The sequence below is a fragment of the Polynucleobacter sp. UB-Piko-W3 genome (assembly GCF_018881635.1).
GTDB lineage: Bacteria > Pseudomonadota > Gammaproteobacteria > Burkholderiales > Burkholderiaceae > Polynucleobacter.
The window spans coordinates 271,822-296,876 of record NZ_JACVPY010000002.1 but is presented as its reverse complement, the minus strand read 5'-3'; the positions used below and the strand labels follow the sequence as shown (position 1 = coordinate 296,876).

At 44.9% G+C, this 25,055-nt stretch carries 30 protein-coding genes; 15 read left to right on the top strand and 15 right to left on the bottom strand.

Features of this window, described 5'->3' with window-relative positions:
- Positions 1–53 precede the first annotated feature (53 nt).
- On the bottom strand, positions 54–809 hold the full coding sequence (gene modA, locus ICN31_RS01805; RefSeq protein ID WP_255530871.1) for a molybdate ABC transporter substrate-binding protein: 756 nt from the start codon (positions 807–809) through the stop codon (positions 54–56).
- Positions 810–839: 30 nt separating this feature from the next.
- Positions 840–1,862: a substrate-binding domain-containing protein gene (locus ICN31_RS01800; protein ID WP_216258015.1), complete on the bottom strand. Its 1,023-nt coding sequence runs from the start codon at positions 1,860–1,862 to the stop codon at positions 840–842.
- Positions 1,863–1,937: 75 nt separating this feature from the next.
- Here ICN31_RS01800 and ICN31_RS01795 point away from each other — a divergent pair, with 75 nt between their 5' ends.
- Entirely contained in the window at positions 1,938–2,762 is an 825-nt protein-coding gene (locus tag ICN31_RS01795) for an extracellular solute-binding protein (protein WP_216258013.1), read from the top strand.
- Positions 2,763–2,829: 67 nt separating this feature from the next.
- Here ICN31_RS01795 and ICN31_RS01790 read toward each other — a convergent pair whose 3' ends face one another.
- Positions 2,830–3,411 (bottom strand): hypothetical protein, encoded by a 582-nt coding sequence (locus tag ICN31_RS01790; protein WP_255530869.1) that lies wholly within the window; start codon positions 3,409–3,411, stop codon positions 2,830–2,832.
- A gap of 202 nt (positions 3,412–3,613) precedes the next feature.
- Here ICN31_RS01790 and ICN31_RS01785 point away from each other — a divergent pair, with 202 nt between their 5' ends.
- The 4 genes from ICN31_RS01785 to selD all read left to right on the top strand — a co-directional run bounded on the left by ICN31_RS01785 (position 3,614) and on the right by selD (position 6,917).
- Positions 3,614–3,997 carry a GNAT family N-acetyltransferase gene (locus ICN31_RS01785; protein ID WP_255530868.1) on the top strand — a complete coding sequence of 128 codons (384 nt, stop codon included), beginning with the start codon at positions 3,614–3,616 and terminating at the stop codon, positions 3,995–3,997.
- A 13-nt stretch (positions 3,998–4,010) separates the two neighbouring features.
- Complete coding sequence (locus ICN31_RS01780; protein ID WP_216258007.1) at positions 4,011–4,439, top strand: YbgC/FadM family acyl-CoA thioesterase; 429 nt, start codon at positions 4,011–4,013, stop codon at positions 4,437–4,439.
- A gap of 112 nt (positions 4,440–4,551) precedes the next feature.
- A complete protein-coding gene (locus ICN31_RS01775) occupies positions 4,552–5,829 on the top strand; it encodes a DEAD/DEAH box helicase (protein WP_216258005.1) in 1,278 nt (425 codons plus the stop codon).
- 26 nt (positions 5,830–5,855) lie between these two features.
- On the top strand, positions 5,856–6,917 hold the full coding sequence (gene selD / locus ICN31_RS01770; RefSeq protein WP_216258003.1) for a selenide, water dikinase SelD: 1,062 nt from the start codon (positions 5,856–5,858) through the stop codon (positions 6,915–6,917).
- On the opposite strand, the gene ICN31_RS01765 is transcribed toward selD, so the two are convergent.
- A complete protein-coding gene (locus ICN31_RS01765) occupies positions 6,903–7,172 on the bottom strand; it encodes a cupin domain-containing protein (protein WP_216258001.1) in 270 nt (89 codons plus the stop codon). The two genes, selD and ICN31_RS01765, sit on opposite strands and share 15 nt — an antisense overlap.
- Positions 7,173–7,229: 57 nt before the next feature.
- Here ICN31_RS01765 and ICN31_RS01760 point away from each other — a divergent pair, with 57 nt between their 5' ends.
- A complete protein-coding gene (locus ICN31_RS01760) occupies positions 7,230–7,523 on the top strand; it encodes a DUF1330 domain-containing protein (RefSeq protein ID WP_216257999.1) in 294 nt (97 codons plus the stop codon).
- Positions 7,524–7,584: 61 nt separating this feature from the next.
- Here the strand turns inward: ICN31_RS01760 and ICN31_RS01755 are convergent, their stop codons facing one another.
- Positions 7,585–7,773: a hypothetical protein gene (locus tag ICN31_RS01755; RefSeq protein ID WP_087909716.1), complete on the bottom strand. Its 189-nt coding sequence runs from the start codon at positions 7,771–7,773 to the stop codon at positions 7,585–7,587.
- 144 nt (positions 7,774–7,917) lie between these two features.
- Here ICN31_RS01755 and ICN31_RS01750 point away from each other — a divergent pair, with 144 nt between their 5' ends.
- The 4 genes from ICN31_RS01750 to ICN31_RS01735 all read left to right on the top strand — a co-directional run bounded on the left by ICN31_RS01750 (position 7,918) and on the right by ICN31_RS01735 (position 11,029).
- Positions 7,918–8,907 carry a tripartite tricarboxylate transporter substrate binding protein gene (locus tag ICN31_RS01750; RefSeq protein WP_255530867.1) on the top strand — a complete coding sequence of 330 codons (990 nt, stop codon included), beginning with the start codon at positions 7,918–7,920 and terminating at the stop codon, positions 8,905–8,907.
- Positions 8,908–8,915: 8 nt separating this feature from the next.
- Positions 8,916–10,502: a rhodanese homology domain-containing protein gene (locus ICN31_RS01745; RefSeq protein ID WP_216257998.1), complete on the top strand. Its 1,587-nt coding sequence runs from the start codon at positions 8,916–8,918 to the stop codon at positions 10,500–10,502.
- A gap of 105 nt (positions 10,503–10,607) precedes the next feature.
- A complete protein-coding gene (locus ICN31_RS01740; protein ID WP_216257996.1) occupies positions 10,608–10,805 on the top strand; it encodes a hypothetical protein in 198 nt (65 codons plus the stop codon).
- A gap of 2 nt (positions 10,806–10,807) precedes the next feature.
- Complete coding sequence (locus ICN31_RS01735) at positions 10,808–11,029, top strand: TIGR02450 family Trp-rich protein (RefSeq protein WP_216257994.1); 222 nt, start codon at positions 10,808–10,810, stop codon at positions 11,027–11,029.
- 47 nt (positions 11,030–11,076) lie between these two features.
- On the opposite strand, the gene ICN31_RS01730 is transcribed toward ICN31_RS01735, so the two are convergent.
- Positions 11,077–11,604, bottom strand: coding sequence for a phasin family protein (locus ICN31_RS01730; protein ID WP_216257992.1), 528 nt, complete (start codon positions 11,602–11,604; stop codon positions 11,077–11,079).
- Between the two features lie 139 nt (positions 11,605–11,743).
- Positions 11,744–12,670, bottom strand: coding sequence for a tripartite tricarboxylate transporter substrate binding protein (locus ICN31_RS01725; RefSeq protein WP_255530866.1), 927 nt, complete (start codon positions 12,668–12,670; stop codon positions 11,744–11,746).
- Between the two features lie 113 nt (positions 12,671–12,783).
- Between ICN31_RS01725 and ICN31_RS01720 the strand changes: the two genes are divergently transcribed.
- Positions 12,784–13,536 carry a TerC family protein gene (locus tag ICN31_RS01720; protein ID WP_216257990.1) on the top strand — a complete coding sequence of 251 codons (753 nt, stop codon included), beginning with the start codon at positions 12,784–12,786 and terminating at the stop codon, positions 13,534–13,536.
- Between the two features lie 7 nt (positions 13,537–13,543).
- Here ICN31_RS01720 and ICN31_RS01715 read toward each other — a convergent pair whose 3' ends face one another.
- From ICN31_RS01715 to ICN31_RS01705, 3 genes are read right to left on the bottom strand one after another with little or no spacing between them, the layout of a single operon-like run.
- On the bottom strand, positions 13,544–14,761 hold the full coding sequence (locus ICN31_RS01715) for an NAD(P)/FAD-dependent oxidoreductase (protein ID WP_216257988.1): 1,218 nt from the start codon (positions 14,759–14,761) through the stop codon (positions 13,544–13,546).
- A gap of 3 nt (positions 14,762–14,764) precedes the next feature.
- A complete protein-coding gene (locus ICN31_RS01710) occupies positions 14,765–15,277 on the bottom strand; it encodes a hypothetical protein (protein WP_216257986.1) in 513 nt (170 codons plus the stop codon).
- Between the two features lie 54 nt (positions 15,278–15,331).
- Entirely contained in the window at positions 15,332–16,189 is an 858-nt protein-coding gene (locus ICN31_RS01705) for a TIGR00730 family Rossman fold protein (protein ID WP_216257984.1), read from the bottom strand.
- 197 nt (positions 16,190–16,386) lie between these two features.
- Between ICN31_RS01705 and ICN31_RS01700 the strand changes: the two genes are divergently transcribed.
- Both ICN31_RS01700 and ICN31_RS01695 read left to right on the top strand, forming a co-directional pair.
- Positions 16,387–16,590 carry a hypothetical protein gene (locus ICN31_RS01700; RefSeq protein ID WP_216257982.1) on the top strand — a complete coding sequence of 68 codons (204 nt, stop codon included), beginning with the start codon at positions 16,387–16,389 and terminating at the stop codon, positions 16,588–16,590.
- A gap of 57 nt (positions 16,591–16,647) precedes the next feature.
- The gene (locus ICN31_RS01695; protein WP_255530865.1) at positions 16,648–17,454 is read left to right on the top strand and encodes an ABC transporter substrate-binding protein; all 807 of its coding nucleotides are present in this window, start codon (positions 16,648–16,650) and stop codon (positions 17,452–17,454) included.
- A 14-nt stretch (positions 17,455–17,468) separates the two neighbouring features.
- Here ICN31_RS01695 and ICN31_RS01690 read toward each other — a convergent pair whose 3' ends face one another.
- Positions 17,469–18,884 carry an MBL fold metallo-hydrolase RNA specificity domain-containing protein gene (locus ICN31_RS01690; protein ID WP_216257980.1) on the bottom strand — a complete coding sequence of 472 codons (1,416 nt, stop codon included), beginning with the start codon at positions 18,882–18,884 and terminating at the stop codon, positions 17,469–17,471.
- Between the two features lie 63 nt (positions 18,885–18,947).
- On the opposite strand from ICN31_RS01690, the gene ICN31_RS01685 reads away from it, so the two are divergent.
- Both ICN31_RS01685 and ICN31_RS01680 read left to right on the top strand, forming a co-directional pair.
- On the top strand, positions 18,948–19,832 hold the full coding sequence (locus ICN31_RS01685) for an NAD(P)H-hydrate dehydratase (RefSeq protein WP_216257978.1): 885 nt from the start codon (positions 18,948–18,950) through the stop codon (positions 19,830–19,832).
- A 6-nt stretch (positions 19,833–19,838) separates the two neighbouring features.
- Positions 19,839–20,816 carry a DMT family transporter gene (locus ICN31_RS01680; RefSeq protein ID WP_216257977.1) on the top strand — a complete coding sequence of 326 codons (978 nt, stop codon included), beginning with the start codon at positions 19,839–19,841 and terminating at the stop codon, positions 20,814–20,816.
- 14 nt (positions 20,817–20,830) lie between these two features.
- Here ICN31_RS01680 and ICN31_RS01675 read toward each other — a convergent pair whose 3' ends face one another.
- From ICN31_RS01675 to tcuA, 4 genes are all read right to left on the bottom strand, one after another.
- Positions 20,831–21,058: a protein tyrosine phosphatase gene (locus ICN31_RS01675; RefSeq protein ID WP_216257974.1), complete on the bottom strand. Its 228-nt coding sequence runs from the start codon at positions 21,056–21,058 to the stop codon at positions 20,831–20,833.
- Positions 21,059–21,197: 139 nt separating this feature from the next.
- Positions 21,198–22,346 carry an aminotransferase class V-fold PLP-dependent enzyme gene (locus ICN31_RS01670; protein ID WP_216257972.1) on the bottom strand — a complete coding sequence of 383 codons (1,149 nt, stop codon included), beginning with the start codon at positions 22,344–22,346 and terminating at the stop codon, positions 21,198–21,200.
- 140 nt (positions 22,347–22,486) lie between these two features.
- Positions 22,487–23,632, bottom strand: a complete 1,146-nt coding sequence (gene tcuB / locus ICN31_RS01665) for a tricarballylate utilization 4Fe-4S protein TcuB (RefSeq protein ID WP_216257970.1) — start codon at positions 23,630–23,632, stop codon at positions 22,487–22,489.
- Positions 23,625–25,040 carry an FAD-dependent tricarballylate dehydrogenase TcuA gene (tcuA, locus tag ICN31_RS01660; RefSeq protein WP_216257968.1) on the bottom strand — a complete coding sequence of 472 codons (1,416 nt, stop codon included), beginning with the start codon at positions 25,038–25,040 and terminating at the stop codon, positions 23,625–23,627. The genes tcuB and tcuA overlap by 8 nt, the downstream gene beginning before the upstream one ends.
- Positions 25,041–25,055 lie beyond the last annotated feature (15 nt).

The following is a 25,055-nucleotide window of genomic DNA, read 5'->3' as shown; positions in this document are numbered from 1 at the left end:
CTTTGCAGCTTTGATCTAAAGCAAAAAAGAGAGTGTTTTAGTTAACAGAAAAGCTAAGGCGTGCTGTAGCCATACTTTTGAAGAATGGATTTGGCCTGGGAGCTTTGCATGAACTGATAAAGAGCTGTAGCCTCTCGTGGAGCACCTTTGATTAAAACCATTCTCTGCTGAATTGGCTCATAAAGTTTGCTATTGACCAAAATGAAATGGGTCTCTTTGGCAACTTCTGCTGACTTCGCCAACGATAGTGCGGTAAAACCTAAATCAGCTGCGCCCGTTACTACGTACATGGTTGCAATACCAATATTGTCCCCGTAGATCAATTTGTCTTTAGCGATATCCCACAGTCCTTCCGCCTTCAAATACTCAATAGCTGCTTTTCCATAAGGCGCTAACTCAGGCTTAGCAATAGCAATCTTATTAGCCTTGTTGATAGCCCTGACAAGCTCAGCCTTATCATCTGCCAAACTTATTGCAGCAGAATTTTTGGAGATGATGGCTAACTTACCGATAGCGTATATGGCACCCTCATCAATTGCCTTCCCTTTCTTATAAAGCTCAATTGGAAAATGTTCATCAGCAGAGATCAATAAGTTAAATGGTGCGCCATTCATGATCTGCGCAGTAAAGTTCCCAGAAGATCCATAGACAATCCGAATATCGGAATTACCAGCGGCTTTAAATGCTGTATTAATCTGGGCAAAAGCATCCTTCATATTGGCAGCAACAGCGACCGTTGTAGTTTGTGCACTTGCCAAGCTTGCAGTAAACAGCAAAGAGGCAAGCAGCGAACAGAGGCGAAGTTTCATGATGAAACTTATTCTAGCTTTGCTACCCATTTATAACCAGCCCTCGATCTGGCGGTTGAGACTAACCGCTTTATAACCAGGGGTCTGCCCAGAATAATTCCGAATTTTGCGAATTAACTTTGAGGAATCGGACTGAGATGCCATTTCCTTGTGCATGGCGATAAAGAAAATTTCATCCCTCAAAGGAATAAACCCTAGTCCACTTTCAATAGCCACATTTTTAACGCCAATGCCCACATCGGCCTTACTAGCCAAGATGGCATTGGCTACTGCGGAGTGAGTGAACTCCTCATGTAAGTAGCCATTGATATCGGAAGGCTCAATTCCCTCCTCCATTAATAGCGCGTCTAAGAGCAGTCTTGTGCCAGAGCCAATTTGCCGATTAATAAAGCGCACTTTTCGGTCAACCAAATCATCTATTGAACGAATTCGTAATGGATTGCCTTTTTTGACAATGAGGCCCTGGGTACGCTTCATCACGGGATAAATTTGTATTTCATATTTAGATAGCCGACGATGAATAGCCTTTGAACTTTTTTCGTCTGAGACATGGTAGCCAGCAATATGGGCCTCATTATTTAAAAGCTTTTCTAATGACTCTCCAGAGCCAGCAATTTTTAAATCAAAGCCTTTAACCTCACTCACCGCTCTTGAAATAATTGAATCACTGCTTGATAGAAATTTCCAACGAGCACTTTCTGATTTCTGAATCTTTTTAATTTCTTTTAGTAAAACATCTTGATAAGAGTTTCCACTCTCACGATGAGCGGCTTGCATTTCATCAACAAACTGAATGAAGAAGGCCCCAAAGTCAGTCAAAACTGAGCCATGACCTTTGGTCCTCACTATTAATGGCATGCCAAGGCTTGCTTCCACCTGATTCAATTTTCCCCAGGCGCCTCTATATGAAGTGCCAGATTTTTTACTAGCAACCACTAAAGAGCTGCCATAGCCAATGTCTTTGAGGAGGCCTGCAAGCCAAATCAAGTCTATAGATCCTTTTTCCTCGGTCTGGGATTGAAGAATGAGGGTTGGGTGGATCTCAATTCGCATATGTAATTTTTTGCATATTCAATAAGTATTAATGTATGCGAGAATTATCTTTTAATCAACCACTTATTAAATCTTATGAAAAAGCTCATTTCAAACCTATTTATTAGTGTCTTGGTAGCAGTCTTGATGAACAGTAGCCAGGTCTATGCCCAAGAAAAAAGTATTGTGGTCTCATCCACCACCTCCACAGAACAATCTGGACTATTTGAATTCATGCTTCCTATCTTGAAGATGAAGACCGGCATTAGCGTCAAAGTAGTTGCAGTAGGAACGGGTCAAGCACTCGATATTGGTCGTCGTGGAGATGCTGATGTCGTATTCGTTCATGACAAGCCAGCTGAAGAAAAATTTGTTGAGGAAGGCTTTGCAACTAAACGCAATGAAGTGATGTACAACGACTTCGTACTGATTGGACCGAAGTCAGATCCTGCAAAAGTGGGTGGCAGTAAAGATATTCAGGCGGCTCTTCAGAAAATCTCTGTTGCACAAGCTCCTTTTGTCTCTCGTGGCGACAAGAGCGGCACACATGCAGCTGAGTTGCGTTACTGGAAAGGTGCGGGCATTACAGTATCACCAACTCAAGCTTGGTATAAAGAAACTGGCTCTGGTATGGGCCCTGCTCTCAATACTGCGTCCGCTATGAATGCTTATATTCTTGCAGACCGCGCAACTTGGCTGAGCTTTAAGAATCGAGGTGATTTAGTCATCCTAGTACAAGGCGATCCTAAGCTCTTTAATCAATACGGTGTGATGCTAGTAAATCCAGCGAAGTTTCCTCATGTGAAAAAAGCCGAGGGACAAGCCTTTATTGATTGGTTGCTCTCTAAGAATGGTCAAGATGTGATTGCCAGCTACCAAATTGGTGGTGAGCAACTCTTCTTTCCGAATGCTAAGAATTAGTAGATAAAGAAAAAGCCCGCATCTGCGGGCTTTTTACTAGCTTCTGGCGCTTGGTCAGAGTAGCTTGTTACTTCTTGGGTGTTACGAAACCAATGGCTGTGTCGTCAACAAACTCAACCATGACGTCATCACCAACTTTAAATTTCTCAAGACCGAGAACAGCTTGGTCAACTTTTACCTTCTGCTTCTCACCACTTGGCATTGTGAAAGTCACGATACGTGTTTTTGCATTGATTGTTGAGATTTTCACAGTTGCATAAACAGTATCGGTAATTTCTTCAAACGGCTTAGCAGAGCCCTTACCCGCTACTGTTACAGAGCGGACACCAGAAACACCTGGCTTAGCATCCTTACCGGCCGCGGTTAAACCAACGGCAATCGCTTGGGCATGCTCCACTACAAATACGTCACCCTTTTTAACTTTATCTAAATCATTGACTGCTTTAGCAACGTTCATTTGCGCCAAATTACCATTGGCATCTTTTAATACAACGATGCGCTTTTTCACATCAACAGAATCAACAGTTGCAGTCAGCACAATCACTTCAGCAGCCAATGGCAGCATCTTTGCAGGCGCCTGAGCGAAAGAAGAAGTTGCAAAAGCTAAGCCAGCTGCGGCAAATAAACCAGCAAGTAACGATTTTTTCAAAATAACTCCTAAGCAAGTAAGTAGTTGGGGCTGATCCCGAATTAGGACCACAAATCATTGTAACCACGACATGTGTAGTTTCCTGCGTTTATTTGGTAAATTAAGCTATACCCCTACTAAAAATTACTATTAATTTCCGAATCCTTTGAATCCCTTAGAAATTCTCATTAAACCCTGGCAGGAAGCCTCTAAGGAAGCTTACTTGATACGACAGAAGGTGTTTATACAAGAGCAAGGGGTACCTAAGGATATGGAGCTCGATGAGCATGACCCTTCAGCAAAGCATGCTTTAGCTTACCAACATGATCTCTGTGTAGGCACAGGGCGATTAGTTCTCCTAGATAGTCATCATGCACAAATTGGTCGCATGGCCGTCTTAAGCACTTTCCGAAACCAAGGCATTGGTAAAGCCATCTTGAGTTACTTGATCGCTCTAGCAAAAGCAGAAGGAGTTTTAACCTTAATGCTGCATTCTCAAGTTTCAGCAATTCCTTTTTATGCAAAGCTTGGATTTATAGCGGAGGGGCCTATCTATGACGAAGCAGGCATTCCCCATCGTAATATGATGCTGTCATTACCTAAATAACCACTTATCACTTATGAGCACTACTCATTCTTCCTTCCCATACATCCATCGAGTGTGTTACTCCGATACTGATGCCGCTGGCCTGGTTTATCACGCGCGCTATTTGGATATTTTTGAGCGCAGTCGCGCAGAATGGTTGGCTCAGTTCGACCTAAGTCCAAGCAAGCTGATTAATGACTTTGGAATACTGCTCCCCGTCCGAGATCTGCAAATGAATTTCCACAAGCCTGCCTACTTGGATGATCTACTCCAAATTGATCAGATCATAGAGCGTCGGAGCAAAGCTCAAGTGAGTGTGAGGCAGACGGCCAAAAGAAAATCTCAGGATGGCAATGAGGCTGAAATGGAGCTCATCGTGAGTGCTTTAATTAATATCGTTTGCGTGGATACCACCACCCTCAAGCCCAAAGCACTACCTGAGTGGCTATTTTTAGCGAAATAAGGCTAATGACTTAAAATAAGGTCTCTTACTGCAAACGCTCTAGCGTGGCAGCTCACCCCATTGACCGGGATAGTCGTTTAATTGAATACGGGTCAATACTTTATTGGCCCCTATGTTATTTACAGATCTTGGTTTATCAGAACCCATTCTTCGCGCTATTGCTGAAGAAGGCTATACCAGCCCCACACCGATTCAAGCTAAATCGATTCCTGCAGTACTTCAAGGAGGAGACCTCCTAGCAGCAGCACAAACCGGCACGGGCAAAACAGCAGGCTTTACGCTCCCCATTTTGCAACGCCTCAGCTCCACAAAAGCAAGTACAGGCAAGCGTCTCTTACGCGTATTGATATTGACTCCTACTCGCGAACTAGCAGCCCAAGTTCAAGAGTCAGTTGAGACTTATGGCAAATACACTGGACTCAAATCAACCGTGATCTTTGGCGGTGTAGGTGCTAATCCGCAAATTAAAGCGATTGCTGGTGGCTTAGATATTTTAGTTGCCACGCCAGGACGTTTACTAGATTTGATGTCACAAAAATGTGTCTCACTTAATCACATTGAAATTTTGGTTTTAGATGAAGCTGACCGCATGCTGGATATGGGTTTCTTACGCGATATTAAAAAGATCTTGGCCGCCCTTCCCAAGCAACGACAAAATCTCTTGTTCTCAGCAACCTTCTCTACTGAGATTAAGGCCTTGGCAGACGGCTTACTTAATTCACCAGCATTAATTGAAGTGGCTCGAAGTAATAGTGCAAATGAAGCCATTGCCCAGCTGATTCATCCTGTAGACAGAACCAAGAAACATCCTTTACTTGCCCATTTGATTAAAACCAATGACTGGAAGCAAGTATTAGTCTTTACTCGTACCAAGCATGGTGCCAACAAACTGGTGACGCAATTAGAAAAGGATGGCATCACCAGCATGGCCATTCATGGGAATAAGAGTCAAACTGCAAGAACAAAGGCCTTAGCAGATTTCAAGGCAGGCAAGCTAACTGCGCTGATAGCAACTGATATTGCTGCTCGCGGTATCGATATTGATCAACTGCCCCATGTGGTGAACTACGACCTACCAAACGTATCAGAAGATTATGTCCATCGGATCGGACGTACTGGTCGTGCAGGTTCTAATGGTGTCGCAGTCTCTTTAGTTTGCGTTGATGAACATCAGATGCTCAGGGATATCGAAAAGCTGATTAAACAAAAACTGCCGCAAGAGATCATTGCAGGATTTGAGCCAGACCCTAATGCCGTTGCTCAACCCATTCAGCTACGTAGCCAACAGCACCAACAATCTAGAAAGCCTAAGGCTGCAGGTAATGGTGGTGGATCTGGTCGCGCTCCAGCCAAGCGTAGCAGCCCTCCTAAGCGCAGCTTTAATCGATAGAGTTTCTTCGGATATAAAATATTTTCATGACCCAAGATATTCAAACTACAGAACCTCGTCTGACTTCCCTTTCTCACGGTGGCGGCTGCGGCTGCAAGATTGCGCCAGGCGTTCTTTCTGAAATCCTTAAGAATGTTCCGCAACTACCGTTTCCTAAGGAGTTGCTCATTGGCATTGAAACCTCAGATGATGCTGCGGTCTATCAAATTAATGAGTCTCAAGCGATCGTAGCTACAACGGATTTCTTTATGCCGATCGTGGATGATCCATTTGATTTCGGGAGAATTGCAGCAACCAATGCCATCAGCGATATCTATGCCATGGGCGGTACACCTCTATTTGCGCTGGCCTTAGTGGGTATGCCAATTAAGGTTTTATCCAACAAGACCATTGCCCGAATTCTAGAAGGCGGGTCTGAAGTCTGTCGTAGCGCTGGCATTCCGATTGCGGGTGGTCACACCATTGATTCGGTTGAGCCAATTTATGGATTAGTGGCAATCGGCTTAGTTGATCCCAAGAGGGTCAAGAGTAACGCTGGCGCGAAGCCTGGCGATGTCTTGATATTAGGTAAGCCGCTTGGCGTAGGTATTCTCTCAGCAGCTCTGAAAAAGGACATGCTAGGCCATGATGGTTATCGGGAGATGATTTCCAATACCACTAAGCTCAATGCTGCAGGGCCTGACTTAGCAAAGCTAGCAGGTGTCCATGCCTTAACAGATGTCACTGGATTTGGATTGGCGGGTCACATGCTGGAATTAGCAAGAGGCTCTGACTGCACGGCACATATTGATTGGAGCCAAGTTCCCCTGCTTTCTAATGTACAGACATTAGCTAATGATGGAGTGATTACTGGCGCTTCCGGTCGCAATTGGGAAAGCTATGGATCTAATGTTGGCATTCCTGCGAACTTTACGCCAGCACAACTGGCTTTATTGACTGATCCGCAAACGAGCGGCGGCTTACTGGTTTCTTGTGCTCCTGAATGTGTACAAGAAGTCTTGGATATATTTAATCAACATCACTTCTTGGGTGCACGCGTCATTGGCCAGATGAGCAAACGACAAGAGAAACCTTTAGTGGTTTCTTGAAGCTAGATAGACCACTCCAGTAGGCCCGTAGCTCTCCGAATGGGGCTCCTCAAACCCAAGCTGAAAGACATCTCCAATGGAGTACGTCTTTCGATTGCCTTGGATTGTGATATTGATACTTCCGTCAATCACTAAAGCTTTGACTGCGAATGGATGACTATGTTCTCCCAAGGATCCATTGGGGGCTTGTCTTACTTCAACAGGATCGGGATAGTCTTCCTGCTGCAACATCTCAATAAACTGTGCCTGATTCATGCCACAACTATATCCTAGATATAAACTCTTTCCATTCACTACCAAAGGCGAGCGCATATGACAGCAAAAGTAATTGGACTCATTGAATTGACAGATCAAAATGCCTTTGAACAATATCGCAACAAGGTTAGCCAGACCGTAGAACCCTACAAAGGCAGTATTCAAAACCGAGGAAGTGTCACCGAGATATTTTGGAACGAACTAAATTGCGCCAGATTTGGCGCATTCGTAGAACTTACTTTTCCGAGCCAAGAAGATGCAAAAGCTTGGGCTCACAGCCCCGAGTATCAAGCTTTAGTTGCCATCCGCAATAGAGCAATGAAGCTAACTCTCTTTGCAGTAACTATCTAAACATGAAAATAAAAAAGCCTAGCTGGTAAAAGCTAGGCTTAGGGATGAATGTGCTTGAGAATTACTTCTTAGCTTCCATCGCCTCTTTTGTAGCGGTGATTTCTTTACGACGCTCTTTGCATGCGCCAGCAATTTCTTGCAATGCCTTACGAGCACGCGCTGCAGATGCCTTAATACCTTTTTCAATGAATTTTTCGTTTTCAGCTTTATATGTTTCAAAAGCAGCTAACAATGTATCGTGTTGTGACATCTCGTCTCCCGTTATCTAATCAATATTCATACCAACAACGAAGTCAGTATATCCCCATAAAAACACTCAGAAATGGCCTTTTTTATCAGGGATAACGCTTAGAAACGGCATTTCAGCCAAAATGATTAAATAACTAGAATCCTGATGGAGACACCCAAAATGCTCAGAAATATCCTATTTTTACTACTAGTCAGCACCCTCTCAGTGTCGGCCGCCGCGCAGAGTAGCGCCTGGCCATCCCCAAATAAGCCCATTACCTTTATTAACCCCTTCCCCCCTGGCGGGGCTGTGGACGCCTTTGGGCGCCCCCTAGCCAAGCAGCTTTCTACCCAATTAAATGACTCGATCGTGGTCGATAATCGCGGCGGTGCGGGTGGCACGGTTGGCGCTGCAGCGGCGGCAAAAATGGCGCCAGATGGTTACACCTGGCTTCTGGGGGCGGTGCATCACTCTATTGCGCCAAGTATGTATGTCAACCTACCTTATGACATTACTAAAGACTTTGAACCGATTGCCATTATTGGTAGCGTTCCTCATGTGATCGTTGTTAATCCAACAAAGTTTCCCAAAAATGATTTGAAGTCGATCATGGAAGCGATTCGCAAGAACCCAGGGAAATATAACTACGCATCAACTGGTAATGGCACCTCACAGCATTTAGCGGGTGAACTCTTTAAGATGCAAAACAAATTATTTATTACTCACATTCCTTATCGTGGCACTGGTCCTGCGCTGCAAGACTTAGTGGCAGGTCAAGTGGATATGATGTTCGATACCTTAGCAGGCGCAGCACCATTTATTAAGAGCGGTCAACTGATCGCAGTAGCAGTGGCCAGCAATAAACGTAGCGAGGCCTTTCCAAATGTGCCAACAGCTCAAGAGTTGGGTATCTCTGGCTTTGTCGTCTCTAGCTGGTATGCCATGTGGGCCATTAAAGGTACGCCAAAAGATATCGTTGAAAAAATGAGCAATGAAGTTCAGATCGCTTTAGCCTCGCCCGAAATTAAAGAGCGCTGGGCGGGATTGGGTGCGAGCGTCCCTAAAATGACTCGTCCTGAGCTGGCAACTTATATCAATCAAGAAATCGTACGCTGGAGTGAGGTCGTCAAAAAATCTGGTGCCAAGCTAGATTAAATAAAAAAATGAGTATCCCAACTAAAAACTATGCGTTTGTTCGCAACAAACTTCTCAATAAAGAAGAGATTGCCTTTCTGGATGTGCGCGAGGAAGATCCGCATGCTCAGGAACATCCTTTATTTGCTGCCAATGTTCCACTCTCTCGTATTGAGATAGATGCATACGGCAAACTCCCTAGAAAAAATGTTCCGATCGTGACACTGGATGATGATGAAGGCGATGCTGAACTCGCAGCCCAGCGATTAATCAGTCTTGGCTATACGGATGTATCGACATTCGAGGGTGGCGTCCCAGGCTGGAAAAAATCTGGTGGTGAGCTATTTAGAGACGTCAATGTTCCCAGCAAGTCTTTTGGAGAGCTTGTTGAATCTAAACGTCATACCCCTTCGCTATCAGCACAAGAGGTTAAGAAGCTGCTAGATGATCAAGAAGATGTCGTAGTGGTCGATGTGCGCCGTTTTGATGAATACAACACGATGAGTATTCCGAGTGGTATTAGCGTTCCGGGTGCTGAGTTAGTATTGCGCGTTCCCGAACTTGCGCCGAATCCGAAAACCAAAATTATTGTGAACTGCGCCGGCAGAACCCGTAGCATCATCGGCACACAATCGTTGATCAACGCTGGCATTCCGAATGAAGTCAATGCATTGCGCAATGGCACTATTGGCTGGACTCTTGCTGGACAAGAATTAGACAAGGGTCAGAGTCGCAAGTTTAAAGAAGTCAGTCAGAACACCACAAGTGAAGCCTCAGAGCGGGCTCGTAAGGTTGCAGACAGAGCGCACGTTAAACGCACTAATCTTGCCGAAATTGAGAAATGGAAATTGCAATCAGAGCGCACTACTTATTTCTTTGACACCCGTACACCTGAAGAATATGAAGCGGGCCATCTTCCCGGCTTTCGTTCCGTGCCTGGCGGCCAGCTCGTACAAGAAACTGAGATGGTGGCACCCGTGCGCGGCGCGCGCATTGTGTTAGCTGATGCTACTAGCAGCGTCAGATCGAATATGCCAGCTTCCTGGTTAGCGCAAATGGCGTGGGATGTTTACGTAGTGGATGGCCTGAAGTTATCTGACCTGAGTGAAACAGGAGTCTGGAAAGCCCCCATGCCTACGCTTCCTCAGGTTCAATTCGTGGATGTTGCTAAGGTCTCTCATTGGCTCAAGACAGATAGCAATACGATTGCAGTAGATTTCAGTACTCACGCCAATTATGTGAAGGGTCATATTCCAGGAAGTTGGTATGCCTTGCGTTCACAACTAGCTGATGCAATCAAACAGCTTCCCCGAGTTGATCGCTATGTGCTGACGAGCACCCCAACCCAATTAAGCATGTTTGTTGCACAAGAGTTTCAATCTCTCTGTAAGGCTGAAGTCTTGGTATTAGAAGGCGGCAATGCTGCCTGGACTACTGCAGGTCTGGAGCTTGAGAAAGGTCCTAGTCATTTAGCCTCCCCACCCTTGGATCGCTATAAGCGACCTTACGAGGGTACTAGCGTCGACCCTGCTGCAATGCAAGCCTACCTAGACTGGGAATTTGGTTTAGTGGATCAACTAGGCAAGGATGGGACCCATCACTTCTGGGTGCTCTAGCTCTTGCCCTTCATACGACTTTCTATCTTCCTTCCGATCCTTTTGGGGTTAACGGCCTGTGAGCGAGAAACTTACACTAGCTGGAACTGCAATTCAGCAGCAGAGATGAAAGTTTCTATGGTGCTCAGAAAAGCCCGTATGGAATTCAAAGACCTCAAGCTCGACTATTGTGGCAGTCTGGGTAATCAAAGCTATTTTGACCAAAAATGTCCTTCACTGATTCAAGAATCTGCTTATACATTTACTCCGTCCTCTGGAGTGCTCATGAGTAAAGACCAAAATTATCAGTGCAGCGCACTATAAAAATGAACCCACTTAGCCCCAAGAAACTTTTACTGACCAAATGGACGGCAGTGAAACCCATTGCCAAACAGAAACATTTCTTAGTGAGTAAAGTCATTCTGCCAGAGCCTCCTAACGCAAAAATTGAATTTGTCGAAATTGAAGCGGTGTACTCGAAAAAGGTTACGCTGATTCCCTGGCGGGATCTTGGCAATAGCGAGCTATGGATACAGGGTTGGCAATAAAAAACCGCCTCTGATTTGAGGCGGCTCTTTAAGTAAAGCTTAAGCGATTAATCAGACTTCTTTTTTGACCCTGAAGATTTCTTGACCATCTCATCAATATTTTTTTCTGCAGTATCAGCAACTTCATTCACGATACGGCGGCCTTCTTTGAACATCTTCTGACCAGTAGTAGACATCTCATGAACCACCTTTGATAACTTTTCTGCCTGTACTGGCATTTTATTTTCAGCTTCCTCAAGCCAAGTTACCAAAGAAGCGCGGACTTTCTCAAGATGCTTCTCTGTTTCATCGGCAGCGCTATCACCAAGATCTTTCAATACTGACTTCACCTTCTTCTGATAAGTAGCTGCACGTTTAGCAGCCTCTTTAGCAGCCTCTGCTTGTAAATCCTTTAACTTGGCTAAATCATTTTTAGCAGCTGACTTTGCGCTTTCTAAGGCATTTTTCATGCCCCACTCCATCTCTGCCATATGATGTTCGCTGAGTTTCTTAGCGGCTTCTAACAAAGTATGCGAGTAATCAAACAATTCTTTTGCTTTTTCGCGCTGCCATTTTTGCAATTCTTTTGCATCCATTTTTATACTCCTATCAATAAAGGGTCCAGAAAAAGCTTCAATTTCACTTTAAACCGAAATTAGCAAACTGCCAATTACTTCTAATTTAAGTCATTAATATGACAATATAACTATTTGGATGAGAAGCCAAGCTAATACCTTAATCTAGCTTCGCACCAGCTTGATTCACCACTTTTGCCCAGCGCGGCATCTCGATAGCAAGAAACTTTGTAAATTGATCGGCATTGAGATGGGCTGGATCAGCCCCCTGCTCAATCATCCTCTTCTGTATCTCAGGAGACTCTAGAGTCTCCTTAAAGGCTTGGCTTAATTTGTTTGTCACATCAGGTGGCGTCCCTTTGGGGGCCAGAATTCCATAAAAACCAACAACCTCCAGATTGGCTACGCCTGTTTCAATCACAGTAGGAGTATTAGGTAATGCAGCATTACGTTTTGCACTGGTTACTGCCAATGCTTTTACCTTGCCCTGCTTGGCATAGTTTGCAGCCTGGGGAACAGACTCCGCCATAAATTGCACATGGCCAGCAATTAGGTCTGTGAATGCTGGTGCACTCCCTTTGAATGGAATATGCACCATAAAGATACCAGTCTCACTTTTGAGCATTTCGGGAACCAAATGCGAGATGCCGCCATTTCCGGCAGAACCATAATTCAACTTTCCTGGATTAGCCTTAGCATAGGCAATCAATTCTTTTAGAGAATTAGCAGGCACATCTTTATTCACAATTAATGCCAGAGGTTGTTGGGCAGTTCTGGCAATAGGTTGAAAATCTCTGAGTGTGTCGTATGGCGCTTTGGTGTAGATGGTCGGATTGATGACCATCGTGCCAGTATTTGCCAAGAGTAGCGTATATCCATCTGGCAAAGACTGCGCTACAAATTGCGCGCCGACAGTACCGCCAGCACCTGCTTTGTAGTCGACAATCACAGTCTGTCCAAGAACAGACTGCAGCTTATCCACTAAAAGACGAATATGTGCATCCAGGGGGCCGCCTGCAGGGAAACCAATAATGATTTTGATCGGCTTATCAGGGTAGGCAGCTTGCACATGAAACGTGAGTGCCATGGTGATACTGAAGAGCAATGTCCTGATAATATGTGTGGGCTTAAGCATAGAAATCACACGGGTAATTTAGTTAGATACACTTTACCTCAAACCTACTTTAGAAATAGAAATCAATGGATAGTCTTTTACAGCTGATGAGCGATCCCAATGCTTGGGTAGCTTTTTTAACACTTTCCGCCCTAGAGATCATTCTAGGAATAGACAACATTATTTTTATTAGCGTCATTGCCAATAGACTCCCTGTTGAGATTCGGGAGAAAGTCCGACAGTTTGGCCTCATTTTTGCCTTAGTAACCAGAATTCTGTTGCTGCTCAGCCTGTCTTGGGTGATGAGCCTCACCAACCCCCTCTTCAGCATTAACGATCACGCCATTAGCGGCAGGGATCTGATTTTATTATTAGGAGGCTTCTTCTTAATTTGGAAAGCCTCGAAAGAGATCTATGTTGAAGTAGAGCTCAATGAAGAGCATGATGAACAAGGTGATGCCAATAAAGCAAACCTGAATAAATCAATGTTTTCTTTATTTGTGGGTTCTGTAGTACAAATTGGCATATTGGACATCATCTTCTCCCTAGACAGCGTCATTACTGCTGTTGGGATGGTCGATGAAATTAGCATCATGATTGCTGCAGTCCTAGCCTCTGTAATGATTATGTTAATTGCCGCAAAACCGATCGGTGATTTTGTACATCGCCACCCTTCGATTAAAGTTCTGGCTCTATCATTCCTCACTGTTGTGGGCGTAGTACTGATTGCCGAAGGTATGGGCGTTCATATTCCTAAAGGGTATGTATATGTCGCGATGGCGTTCTCGCTCTCTGTAGAACTACTCAATATTCGCTCTCGAGGAAAAAAGAAAAAGTGAATCTGGTTTAAAGAGCTTGGGCACAAACAAAACCACTTGCCCAGGCCCACTGGAAGTTATGGCCACCTAGATGGCCGGTAACATCTACGCACTCACCGATAAAAAATAAACCTGTGTGTGTGCGTGACATCATCGTTTGACCATCTAAATCTTTAGTATCCACACCGCCCAACATGACCTCAGCTTTTTTCCAGCCCAAGGTCCCAGCCGGCTTTACAGACCAATTAGTGAGTAACTCTTTTAAAGATTCACGATCTTTTTTAGATACCTCAGCCCACTTACGACCGCTCAGATTTCGTTGCTCAGAAAATGCTTTAGCCAAACGCTGCGGCAAAACAGAAGCTAGTATATTTTCGGTGAGCTTTAAACGATTGTCTTCATCATTAAACAGTGCATCACAATTAAATCCGCCAACCACTTCAATAGCGCCAAGCCAATCAATATGAATCGCTTCGCCCTCGACCCAATAGCTACTTGCCTGAAGAACTGCTGGGCCTGATAAGCCTTTGTGAGTCAAGAGTAGGTCTTCGGTAAATCGGCAGGCACCATAACGATGCCCCTTAGAGCCGGATGCAATTCTGATGGGAACACTTAAACCAGCTAGCTCATTTAGATTACCAAAAGTATCCGCCGTAAATGATAGCGGCACCAATGCGGGTCTTGGCTCCACTACTGAAAGTCCAAACTGTTTAGCGATATCCAAAGAGTAAGCAGTAGCACCAATGGCGGGAACTGGTAAGCCTCCCGTGGCCATCACTACGGTCTTTGTTTTTTCGATACCTGCATTTGTATGAACCAACCAGCCTGATGCTTCTTGAGTAATCGCTTCAATAGAAATAGGATTACGAATAGTGACCTTACCCTTGGCGCACTCTGACATGAGCATATCGATAATCTGTTTGGCCGAATCATCACAAAAGAGTTGCCCTTGATGCTTCTCGTGATAAGCAATCCCGTATGCGTCAACGAGCTTGATAAATTCTTTTGACGGATACTTTGCAAGTGCACTCTTAACAAAATGCGGATTGAGTGAAAGAAAATTAGCCGGGCTACTATGCAAGTTAGTAAAGTTACAGCGCCCGCCGCCACTAATACGAATCTTTTCACCCAGCACTGGGGCGTGGTCAAGAATTAAGACTTTTTTCCCTAGCTGACCAGCAACTCCGGCACAAAATAACCCGGCTGCACCACCGCCAACAATGACGGTATCCCATGTCTTAGTCATCACTTATTTAAAACGGTCAATCATGTCAGAAGAAATGTTGAGTTTTTCCATGTGACGTTTGGTGTAGGCTTGCCGAAAATTTTTCGTCATGGAGATCATGGCTGACGCAGTCCAAGCAAAAGCAAACATGCCGGAGAAGGCAATAATGACTGCCAACATTTTCCAGCCATCCGGCAAGATGTCTTCCATGAATCCCATTGCCGTATAAGTACTGCCACTAAATAAAATGCTCTGACCTAAAGTTGGAACTAGTTTTAGGACATAAAGTGAAACACCCCAGAGAATAATTTCAGCAATGTGAGTTAAAAATAAACAGAAAATGCTGATATAGAAATAGAGCGTCACCTCTGAGTATTTCTTTTCTGCTAAATACAGAAATGATTTAACCTCGTAACGCTTCGTAATTTGTAGTAATACGAAGCCATGAAGAATCATCACTAGCAATAGCATGATGGCACCTAGAAGATAGCTAGGTAAATCTAAAGTGGTGGCGATGCTGGCGTCTTGTGGTGTCATGATTGGGCTTTGCGCTATTTTACAGGCGAAGCAATTGGAGCAATTAAGCTCTCACTAGCTTAATTGGTAGTGCTTTTGGATGATCGCCCAAGCCTCTTGTGCAGTCTCTGCAAAATGAATGACCTGCATATCACTCTCATCAATTACGCCAAACTCAATCATCTGCTGAAAATTCACCATCTCGGCCCAAAATGCTTTCCCCACCAGGATGATAGGAAAGGCAGTTACTTTTTTAGTCTGCATTAAGGTGAGTACCTCAAAGAACTCATCAAATGAGCCAAAGCCTCCTGGAAAAACAACGATTGCTCGCGCCCGCAACATAAAGTGCATCTTGCGCAAGGCAAAATAGTGAAAACGAAAACTAAGGCCAGGACTGATATATGGGTTGGGGTGCTGCTCCCTTGGCAAGCTAATATTAAAACCAATGGTTTGATCCCCTGCTTCAAATGCCCCCCGATTGGCGGCCTCCATAATGCCGGGACCACCCCCAGTACAAATATGTAATTTATTAGAGTTCTTATCTTGAGTGGTGTTGTAGTGAGCCACTGTGGCGCCAAACTCGCGAGCAGATTCATAATAGCGACTATGCAGCAATGCTTTATTTGCTGCAGCTTTCTCATCTGCAGTTTGTGCGTTCTTTTCCATCTCTAATGCTTTTTCACGACTAACAAAGCGTGTTGAGCCAAAGACTGTGATGGTATGGTCAATCCCATGCTCATTGAGCAAAATTTCTGGTTTTAAAAGCTCTAATTCAAAACGAATTCCAATCGTTTCTCTGCGGGCCAGAAAAGCCTCATCATCAAATGCAAACTTATAGGACTCTGCGGAAGTCTCCTCAGAAATGTGATGTGGCTCAGGATTTAGAAAATCAGTAATGGTCTGAGCATTATTACTAGGGAGCTTTGGGCTCATATTCTTGCCTTTGATATCGACATCATGCCATCTTACCTCTTACGTTTTAAAGCGATCGGACTCGATTGCCCCACCTAAAACTTAGTATTAATACCTAATTAATGCCGATCAAGAGGCACTTAGGGCTGTTGGGGATTTACCCCAATTCCAACAAGGGTTAATATTGTCCTAATTTCAACCAAACTGAAGGAAATGCAATGAGCAACCGTTCTCTCATCATCATGGTACTAGTATTAATTGGTGCCACAGCCTATTTACTCATTAAAGGTGACGGCGACATTGATATGGGCGGCGAAAAGCATGGTGCAGAAGCAGCCCATATGGAAGAAGCTAAGAAAGCAGCTCCTGCGGCAGCGCCAGAAGCTCCAGCAGCGGCTCCTGCAGCAGACGCTAAGAAGTAAGCTTCTATCGCCAAATGAAACCGCGGTGCGCCGCGGTTTTTTTATCCCTGATTGAATATGAAATTCTTACTTGGCCTCACTCTTTTTTGTATTTCACAACTGACGTTTGGCCAGCCATCCCAAGCTATGAAACCGATTGATCCTGCGATACTCAAATCATTTGCTCCAAATGGCACCTTGCGCGTTGGAATTAACCTAGGAAATCCAGTTCTAGCAAGTGAAGATTCTGCCACTAAGAACCTGAGTGGCGTCACGATTGATATTGCCAATGAAATTGGTCAACGCATCAATCTGCCCGTACAACTCATTCCATATAAAAGCGCGGGTGCGACTGTCGATGGCATTAAAAATGGCGATCTTGATTTGGTGTTTGTTGCTATCGACCCCGTGCGCGGTGCTGATGTCAGCTATACCCCCGCATATATTCAAATTGAAGGCGCCTATATGGTGAAATCTTCTTCTGCTTTAAAGCGCAATGAGGAAGTGGATGTTGCTGGCACCGAAATTGTTGTTGGCAAAGGCAGTGCCTACGACCTCTTCCTCACACGAGAAATTAAGCATGCCACCCTACTAAGGGCTGCTAACTCACAATCAGTAGTTGATGACTTTATGCTTGGTAAGGGCAATGTTGCATCTGGTGTAAAACAGCAGCTAGAAAGTGACGCTAAGCGCTATGAAGGCTTACGCATGCTGCCAGGACGATTCATGGTCATTAACCAAGCTATGGGGGTTGCTAAAGCAAGGCCTGATTTTGAAAAAACAACTCTGTACTTAAGTGAAGTGATTACACAACTGAAACAATCAGGATTTATAGCTAACTCCCTACAGCGCCATCATATTCAGGGTGCGAAAGTGGCGGACTAAAGCGGGCTCTCAGCTCAACATGAATAGGTATGCAAGCGCTCAGGAATAATGACGTTTTTCCAGCCTAACTCATCCCGAATACTTTCCGCAAATACTGAAGATGATTCGGGTTCACCATGAACTACAAAGACTGTTTTGGGTGACGTCTTAAAGCCCTTGAGCCAATCTAACAAACCAGCTTGATCGGCGTGGGCAGATAAACCTCCGATGGTGTGAATAGAGGCCTTCACTAAGACCTCTTCACCAAATAAGCGTAGCTTTTCTACCTTATCTACAAGGCGCCTGCCCAAACTTCCATACGCCTGAAAGCCCGTGATGATGATGGCATTTTGCTCTCGTGGTAGATTGCTTACCAAGTGATGAACAACCCGCCCAGCATCGCACATACCGCTTGCTGAGACAATAATGGCGCCTCCTTTGATTTTATTGAGGGCTCTAGACTCCTCAACATCAGCAATAAATCGTAAATCGACAGCTCCCGGATTGGCTTTGTACCAATCGAACGTTGTCCGAGACTGGCTATCCAATTGCGAAAAGAAATGTTGGGTTAAATGGGTGGCAGCAGTTGCCATTGGGGAGTCTACCCAAATACTGAGATGCGGCAAGCGCCCTCTTTTTACCAAATCAATCAATAAGAACAAGATTTCTTGTGTTCGACCGACTGCAAAAGCAGGCATCACAATATTGCCATGCGCTGTCATCGTTGATGAAATCACCTCAACTAGCTCATCTTCGGTATCTTTTAAGCTACGATGCTGGCGATCACCATAAGTTGACTCAACGACCACTACATCAGCACTGGCAATTAAATCGGGATCGGGCATGAGTACTTTGCCTTTCATCCCAATATCACCAGAAAAAACACAGCGCTTCTTATCACTATGATCTTCAGTGATATCAATCACAGCGATTGCCGATCCCAAGATATGCCCAGCATTGCGGAACTCCAATTGAATACCAGGAGCTGGCTCTACCATCTGCCCATACTCCAAGACTTCAAATTGGGCCAGAGTGAGCTCAACTTCTTCCCTAGAATAAAGAGCAACAGGCATTTCTCCTCGCCACTTCCCTACTTTTTGTTTTCGCTCCGCCCTATCAACATCAGCACGCTGTAGATATGCGCTATCTGGCAGAAGAATTTTCAACAATTCAAAAGTAGCAGTAGTGCAATAGATGGTGCCAGTAAAGCCCTGAGCACATAAACGGGGCAATAGACCGCTGTGATCTATATGTGCGTGCGTCAACACTACAAAATCGAGATCTTTAGGAGGGTACGGCATGGGCTCTAAATTCTTATGAGTAGCCTCTCGTCCACCCTGAAACATCCCATAATCAACCATAAAGTGTCTCTGCCGGCCGGCTAACATGATCTCGACTGAGTGGCGTGATCCAGTGACTTCACCAGCGGCACCAAGAAATTGAATCTTCATATTTTGAGCATACTCTCTCTTACAATTAACTCAAGCGTCCTCAATCAGAGCGATACTATTCATATGACTTCATCACCATCCAAACTGAACGCCCTTGAACTGATTAAGCTCTTAAAGCGTAGCGCTGCCGAACATAAAGGCAGCGCAGGAAAAGTTCTATTAGTTGGTGGTGCACCTAGTATGGCAGGCGCTCTATTACTTGCTGGTAATGCCTGCCTTCATCTGGGTGCTGGCTGGACGATGTTAGAGATGTTTGATCCTGCCTCTGCGCATGCCTATCAAGATTCTCCTGAACTCATGATTCATTTAGCAGACTCAGAGGTTGAAAGTGCGCTCCTGAAAACTCAGCCCGATGTCATTGCTATTGGCCCAGGACTAGGAAAATCTGATCTTGCCTCTGCATGGCTAATGGAAGTCTTGCATTATCCAAATATCCCTTTGATCATTGATGCAGATGCACTCAATCTCATTGCAGCATCTATGGATCATTTGGGGGCATTGCAAAAACGGAATCAAGAATCTCCTGAACAGACCGTTATCACACCACACCCTGGGGAAGCAGCAAAATTACTGGGCATCAGTACAGAAGATGTTCAAGCGAATCGCTTGAGCGCTCTAGAAAAATTAATGACTCTGACACAATCCATTGTTGTCCTAAAGGGTCAGCATACTTTGATCGGATCCCCCAAGAATGCCGCCCTTCAGTGTCAAGAAGGTAATCCCGGCATGGCTACTGGAGGCATGGGAGATGTTCTCACAGGAAGTATTGCCGCAGTTGCAGCTCAGGGCGTTCGCCACCAACTTAATTTATGGAAATCTACCAGCATTGCCGTGCAGTTACATGCAACAGCAGCTGATAGTCTAGTTGGGAAAGGTATTGGGCCGATTGGGTTAACCCCCTCAGAAATCATCCTAGAGATGAGAAGCTTGCTCAATAAACTGTTATAAAGCCCTATGCAATCAGCCAACACAGTACAACATCAAAGTCGCTATCTCTATGGCATCTTGATGGCCGGCGTTGGCTCGATGCTCTTTTCTGGCAAGGCCATCCTCATCAAACTTGCATTCGGCTATAGCGTTAACGCAGAAACGCTATTGGCTTTACGCATGCTCATGGCGCTTCCGATGTTCTGGGCAATCTATTGGTGGGAATCTCGCAGAAAGCCCATGAACCCACTCACCTGGCCTGATCGGTTTAAGTTATTTTTCTTGGGCTTCTTGGGTTATTTTTTATCGAGCTATCTAGATTTTCTAGGATTGCAATATATCTCCGTTGGACTTGAGCGCATTGTGCTCTATCTCACGCCCACCATCGTGCTCTTGATCTCATACTTTGTTTTACACAAAGTCATCTCTCGTTTGCAGTGGTACGCATTAGCATTAGGTTACCTGGGTGTATTCATTGTTTTTATTCAGGATGCCAGCTCTACCGGAATTAGTGCATGGCTCGGAATGGTTCTGGTATTTGGCAGCGCCTGCTCTTATGCAATCTACATGATTGGTTCAGGCGAAATGGTTCAGCGCATTGGCAGCGTAAGACTAGTAGTCTATGCAAGCACTGCTTCCGCAGTCTTTAGCTTAATACAGTCATCCTTTTACAACCCAAGCGCCATCTTCGAACAAGTACCAGCAATTTATTGGTTAAGCCTCGTAAATGCAGGCTTATGCACCGTCATCCCAATGTTGCTCATCATGATTGCTATTAACCGAATTGGCTCACCGCTGGTAGCACAAGCCGGAATCTTGGGGCCTGTATCCACCATCTTTTTGGGCTATTTTATTTTGTCTGAACCTATTACCTGGATTCAAATCAGTGGGATGAGCCTAGTAATGGCTGCAATGTGGTTATTAGTTCGCAACGATGATGCAAGAAAAAAATCACCGAACTCGAGTGAGCAGGGTGACTTTGATAAAACGGAGTCCCTTAATTAGGGGGAAAAGTATTACTAAGTAGCTGCGTCTGTAGCAGGCTTAGCTTTCTTCTTAGATTTCTTTTTAGATTTTTTCTCAGCTTTCTTTTCCTTCTTTGCTGCTTTCTTTGCTTTCTGGTCAGTCGCTTTCTCAGTTGGAGCTACTGCTGGAGCAGGATCAGCAGCCATCACTGAAATTGGAGAAATGCCAATGGCTACAGAAATCAGGGTGGCTAAGCTAAGACGAGTAATACGAGAAATCATCAAATTCTCCAAGACGGTTTGTAGATCATTTGATCATACTCATAAAGTTGCCATGAAAGCATCATTTTTGTGAAGGAGTGGAATCTATCAAAAGAAAAAGGCCATCATCAGATGGCCTTTATTATCTCAAGGGCAAAAATTACGCAGGCAAAGCTTCTGCTTCAGTAATTTTTTCAAGGGCTGTAGCCAGTTGACCAAGAGTGCGATCAACATGAGCCAATTTCTCTAAACCGAATAAACCAATCCGGAATGTACGGAAGTCTGGTCTTTCATCGCACTGCAAGGGAACACCTGCAGCAGTTTGTAAGCCGAGCGCAATGAACTTCTTACCAGATTGAATATCCGGATCTTTGGTGTAACTCACTACTACGCCAGGAGCTTGGAAACCTTTAGCAGAAACAGGGGGATAACCTTTAGACACTAATAATTCGCGAACCTTAGTGCCCAACTCTACCTGTTTTGCTTTGAGTGATGCAAAACCTAGTGATTGCGTTTCTTTCATCACATTCCGTAAGATCTTGAGCGCATCTGTAGGCATCGTCGTGTGATACACGTGACCACCTTTTTCATAAGCTTCCATGATCTGCAACCATTTCTTCAGATCCATCGAGAAGCTAGTGCTTTGAGTTGCATCAATTTTCTCGCGCGCCCTCTCGCTCAGCGCGATCAATGCGCAACATGGGGAGCTACTCCAGCCTTTTTGTGGGGCAGTGATCACTACATCTACATTGCAGGCTTTCATATCTACCCACATTGCGCCTGAAGCGATGCAATCCAGTACAAACAAACCATTCACAGAGCGCGCAGCTTCACCAACTGCCTTGAGGTAGTCATCTGGAAGGATGATTCCGGCTGAGGTTTCAACATGCGGCGCAAAAACGACTGCTGGCTTTTCTTTTTTAATGAAGGCCACTACTTCTTCAATTGGTGCTGGTGCAAATACACCCTGAGTAGACGACTCTAACTGACGGCCTTTGATAACAGTAATGTCGTTAGTAATATGAGCTAGATCAAAAATTTGTGTCCAACGATAACTAAACCAACCGTTACGCAATACTAAACATTTTTGATTATTGGCAAATTGACGTGCCACCGCTTCCATGCCGAAAGTACCGCTACCGGGAACGATAACTGCAGAGCTGGCATTGTAGGCATCCTTCAAAACGCTGGAAATATCAACCATGACGCGCTTGAACTCTTCAGACATGTGATTTAGGGAGCGGTCGGTATAGACAACCGAGAACTCCAATAAACCGTCTGGATCAACATTGGGGAGTAAACCTGGCATAGCAGTTTCCTAGGGATTTCTGTGGGTAGACCTAAATGATACCGATTTAGCAGCTTACTGCACTGCAACCTTACTTTTTTGGTCAATTTTGCCTATTTTGGCTGATCTAAGGCTAGAAATGCAGAAAATCAGGGGGCTAATTAATCAGCACCAAACTTTGTATGGCCCTTCTGGCGCTTTTCAATGGAATTTTTCAATAAGGCAGCCACTCTATACATGCCATGGGCAAATTTGCCATAAGGCATAGTCAAGAAGAAGCCCATGACAAAACCCAAATGTACTGCCAGCAGAGCAGCCATAGCGGCAGAATCTCGGTAGGCTAGTAAGAGCAGACCTGAAGCGCTAATCAAAAATAGGAGCACGATAAACGCCCTATCCATCGGTTTTTGACTAGCATCTCCGTGCGCAGAGTTTCTTTGCAAATTTAAATACAGCAAACCTGCAGGACCAATGAGCAGACCAATGCCGCCAAGCGTTCCCAAAATGACGGGTAGGCTGCTCAGGGCGTAAGGCGCATACCAACCGAAAAAGTAATGATAGATTGTTGCAACGCTCGTAGCGGCAAAGCACAGCATGAATCCATAGAAAGTGAAATGGTGAAAACGTTTTCTCCAAAGAGAAAAAGCATCGTCTTCGTTGTTGCACCCTTCACCATGCCCTCCTCCAAGATATTTCAGAGTCAAAGCATCATGAGTTGCCTCTACCGCAGCACTAGTAGAGATTACTCCAGCAGAAATACTTTTCCAAAAATCAACAATACCAATCGCAATGGCCAATAATGAAAAACTGAACACTACACCAAACATCACTGCCATTGTGTTGTGAGAGAAGACCGCATAAAAATTACCCTCAAGTGGCCCCAAGAACAGGGAGTCATTTAACAGTGCACTCAACAATAAGAAAAAAGTAATTGATAGCGATACCGCTATTGAGACACTAACGCCATTACTTTTATATAAAGCGCCAAATGACTTAGGCCACGAATAAGTGATGTAGGTCTCCTTGCGAACCTGGGCCATCACCCGTGGAATATTGACGCCGAACTCATGTGGTGGCGCGTATTGGCAGGCATGTAGACAGGCGCCGCAGTTATGACACAAGTTGGCCAAATAATTCACTACGCTAGGTGTGAACTCAATCCGACGGGTCATTGCCGGAAAGACTGCGCAAAATCCTTCGCAATAGCGACAAGCATTGCAAATCTGTAGCATACGATTAGCTTCTGACTCTGGCGACCCCATCGCGAGATCTCCAGCCTCTTTAATCAGCGACTTAAGCTCATGCATGCTCAGTCTCCAGAGTTTGATTTTTTGATGCTTGCGCAGCCTGAGCTGCTTGCGCTCCTGCTATGCGGCCAAAGACAGTGCCGATAGTCATCCCAATACCTGCAGCATATCCCTTGCCCAATACATTGCCAGCCATCATTTCACCGGCAACAAATAAATTGGGGCTAGCTAGGCCACCAAAGTGAACAGCCGCAGTCTCATCAGTCTTCAGACCTAAGTAAGTAAATGTAACGCCCGGACGAACCGCATAACCATAGAAGGGGCCCGTGTCGATTGGTAAGGCCCAATGTGTTTTGGCTGGCTCTATCCCATCGGTATGGCAATCATCCAAGATGGTGTGATCAAAAGTACCTACTCTACAAGCAGTGTTATAAGACTTGATGGTCTCTTGTAGCGCCTTTGGATCTAAACCTAACTGAACAGCTAGCCCATCTACTGTGTCTGCTTTTTCACTAGGAAATACTGGCGGCATAAATTTGCCCAATACTTTTGAATCAATAATAGAGTAGGCAATTTGGCCAGATTGTTGAGCCACTAAGCGACCCCAAAACGCATACCGCTTAGGCCAGAAGTCTTCGCCTTCATCAGAGAAGCGCTGAGCATTTTTATTGACCACAATTCCAAATGAAACTGCATCGATACGAGTACAGATGCCGCCATCATATAAAGGCGCCCGCGCATCTACAGCGACCATATGCGCTTGGGTTGGATCACTTACTGAATCAGCCCCTAAGGAAATTAGCTGCTTTAGTAAAACGCCCTTGTTATATCTAGTGCCGCGAATGAGGAAATTATCTGCTGGGGATTCGCCGTATTGGTTGATGCCCCAGGCCTCTTTGAGCCATTCACGGTTGGACTCAAAACCACCCGCAGCTAAGACGCAGGTTTTTGCTTCAATGCGTTCATCACCAACATAGGCAGCGATAAATTTTCCATCTTTGATTTCAACTGAGGAGACTGGAGCCTCATATCGAATTTGAATACCCAACTTTTCTGCGCTGCGATAGTAGGCATTGACCAAAGCTTTACCACCGCCCATAAAAAAAGCATTGGTACGAGAGAGATTCAAGGTGCCTGATAAAGGCGCCTGAAAACGCACGCCATGATGACGCATCCAATCTCGACATTGTGAGGAAGCGCGAATAACCAATCTTGCTAATGATTCATCGGTAACCCCACTAGTGACTTTCAAAACATCTTGCCAATACTCTTCTTCAGAGTAGGCCTCAAGCATGACGTCTTGAGGCTCATCATGCATTGCACGGATATTGCGAGTATGAGAAGAGTTTCCACCGCGCCATTCTTTAGGTGCAGCCTCTAGCAGCAAAACGCTAGTGCCAGCCTCCCGAGCCATCAAAGCAGCGCATAAAGCAGCATTACCACCACCAATCACTAATACATCCAACATGGCTCAGACTTCGAT

What these genes read in the sequence shown, in the direction of transcription:
- ICN31_RS01765 (WP_216258001.1), bottom strand. Translation starts at nt 7,172, where the DNA reads ATGAATCAGGCACAGTTTATTGAGATGTTGCAGCAGGAAGACTATCCC.
- ICN31_RS01780 (WP_216258007.1), top strand. Translation starts at nt 4,011, where the DNA reads ATGAGCACTACTCATTCTTCCTTCCCATACATCCATCGAGTGTGTTAC.
- modA (WP_255530871.1), bottom strand. Translation starts at nt 809, where the DNA reads ATGAAACTTCGCCTCTGTTCGCTGCTTGCCTCTTTGCTGTTTACTGCA.
- ICN31_RS01735 (WP_216257994.1), top strand. Translation starts at nt 10,808, where the DNA reads ATGAACCCACTTAGCCCCAAGAAACTTTTACTGACCAAATGGACGGCA.
- ICN31_RS01730 (WP_216257992.1), bottom strand. Translation starts at nt 11,604, where the DNA reads ATGGATGCAAAAGAATTGCAAAAATGGCAGCGCGAAAAAGCAAAAGAA.
- tcuA (WP_216257968.1), bottom strand. Translation starts at nt 25,040, where the DNA reads ATGTTGGATGTATTAGTGATTGGTGGTGGTAATGCTGCTTTATGCGCT.
- ICN31_RS01800 (WP_216258015.1), bottom strand. Translation starts at nt 1,862, where the DNA reads ATGCGAATTGAGATCCACCCAACCCTCATTCTTCAATCCCAGACCGAG.
- ICN31_RS01715 (WP_216257988.1), bottom strand. Translation starts at nt 14,761, where the DNA reads ATGACTAAGACATGGGATACCGTCATTGTTGGCGGTGGTGCAGCCGGG.
- tcuB (WP_216257970.1), bottom strand. Translation starts at nt 23,632, where the DNA reads ATGCATGAGCTTAAGTCGCTGATTAAAGAGGCTGGAGATCTCGCGATG.
- ICN31_RS01710 (WP_216257986.1), bottom strand. Translation starts at nt 15,277, where the DNA reads ATGACACCACAAGACGCCAGCATCGCCACCACTTTAGATTTACCTAGC.
- ICN31_RS01755 (WP_087909716.1), bottom strand. Translation starts at nt 7,773, where the DNA reads ATGTCACAACACGATACATTGTTAGCTGCTTTTGAAACATATAAAGCT.
- ICN31_RS01695 (WP_255530865.1), top strand. Translation starts at nt 16,648, where the DNA reads ATGAAATTCTTACTTGGCCTCACTCTTTTTTGTATTTCACAACTGACG.
- ICN31_RS01725 (WP_255530866.1), bottom strand. Translation starts at nt 12,670, where the DNA reads ATGGCACTCACGTTTCATGTGCAAGCTGCCTACCCTGATAAGCCGATC.
- ICN31_RS01720 (WP_216257990.1), top strand. Translation starts at nt 12,784, where the DNA reads ATGGATAGTCTTTTACAGCTGATGAGCGATCCCAATGCTTGGGTAGCT.
- ICN31_RS01685 (WP_216257978.1), top strand. Translation starts at nt 18,948, where the DNA reads ATGACTTCATCACCATCCAAACTGAACGCCCTTGAACTGATTAAGCTC.
- ICN31_RS01670 (WP_216257972.1), bottom strand. Translation starts at nt 22,346, where the DNA reads ATGCCAGGTTTACTCCCCAATGTTGATCCAGACGGTTTATTGGAGTTC.
- ICN31_RS01745 (WP_216257998.1), top strand. Translation starts at nt 8,916, where the DNA reads ATGAGTATCCCAACTAAAAACTATGCGTTTGTTCGCAACAAACTTCTC.
- ICN31_RS01675 (WP_216257974.1), bottom strand. Translation starts at nt 21,058, where the DNA reads ATGATTTCTCGTATTACTCGTCTTAGCTTAGCCACCCTGATTTCTGTA.
- ICN31_RS01680 (WP_216257977.1), top strand. Translation starts at nt 19,839, where the DNA reads ATGCAATCAGCCAACACAGTACAACATCAAAGTCGCTATCTCTATGGC.
- ICN31_RS01705 (WP_216257984.1), bottom strand. Translation starts at nt 16,189, where the DNA reads ATGAGCCCAAAGCTCCCTAGTAATAATGCTCAGACCATTACTGATTTT.
- ICN31_RS01740 (WP_216257996.1), top strand. Translation starts at nt 10,608, where the DNA reads ATGAAAGTTTCTATGGTGCTCAGAAAAGCCCGTATGGAATTCAAAGAC.
- ICN31_RS01760 (WP_216257999.1), top strand. Translation starts at nt 7,230, where the DNA reads ATGACAGCAAAAGTAATTGGACTCATTGAATTGACAGATCAAAATGCC.
- ICN31_RS01750 (WP_255530867.1), top strand. Translation starts at nt 7,918, where the DNA reads ATGGAGACACCCAAAATGCTCAGAAATATCCTATTTTTACTACTAGTC.
- ICN31_RS01795 (WP_216258013.1), top strand. Translation starts at nt 1,938, where the DNA reads ATGAAAAAGCTCATTTCAAACCTATTTATTAGTGTCTTGGTAGCAGTC.
- ICN31_RS01700 (WP_216257982.1), top strand. Translation starts at nt 16,387, where the DNA reads ATGAGCAACCGTTCTCTCATCATCATGGTACTAGTATTAATTGGTGCC.
- ICN31_RS01775 (WP_216258005.1), top strand. Translation starts at nt 4,552, where the DNA reads ATGTTATTTACAGATCTTGGTTTATCAGAACCCATTCTTCGCGCTATT.
- ICN31_RS01690 (WP_216257980.1), bottom strand. Translation starts at nt 18,884, where the DNA reads ATGAAGATTCAATTTCTTGGTGCCGCTGGTGAAGTCACTGGATCACGC.
- selD (WP_216258003.1), top strand. Translation starts at nt 5,856, where the DNA reads ATGACCCAAGATATTCAAACTACAGAACCTCGTCTGACTTCCCTTTCT.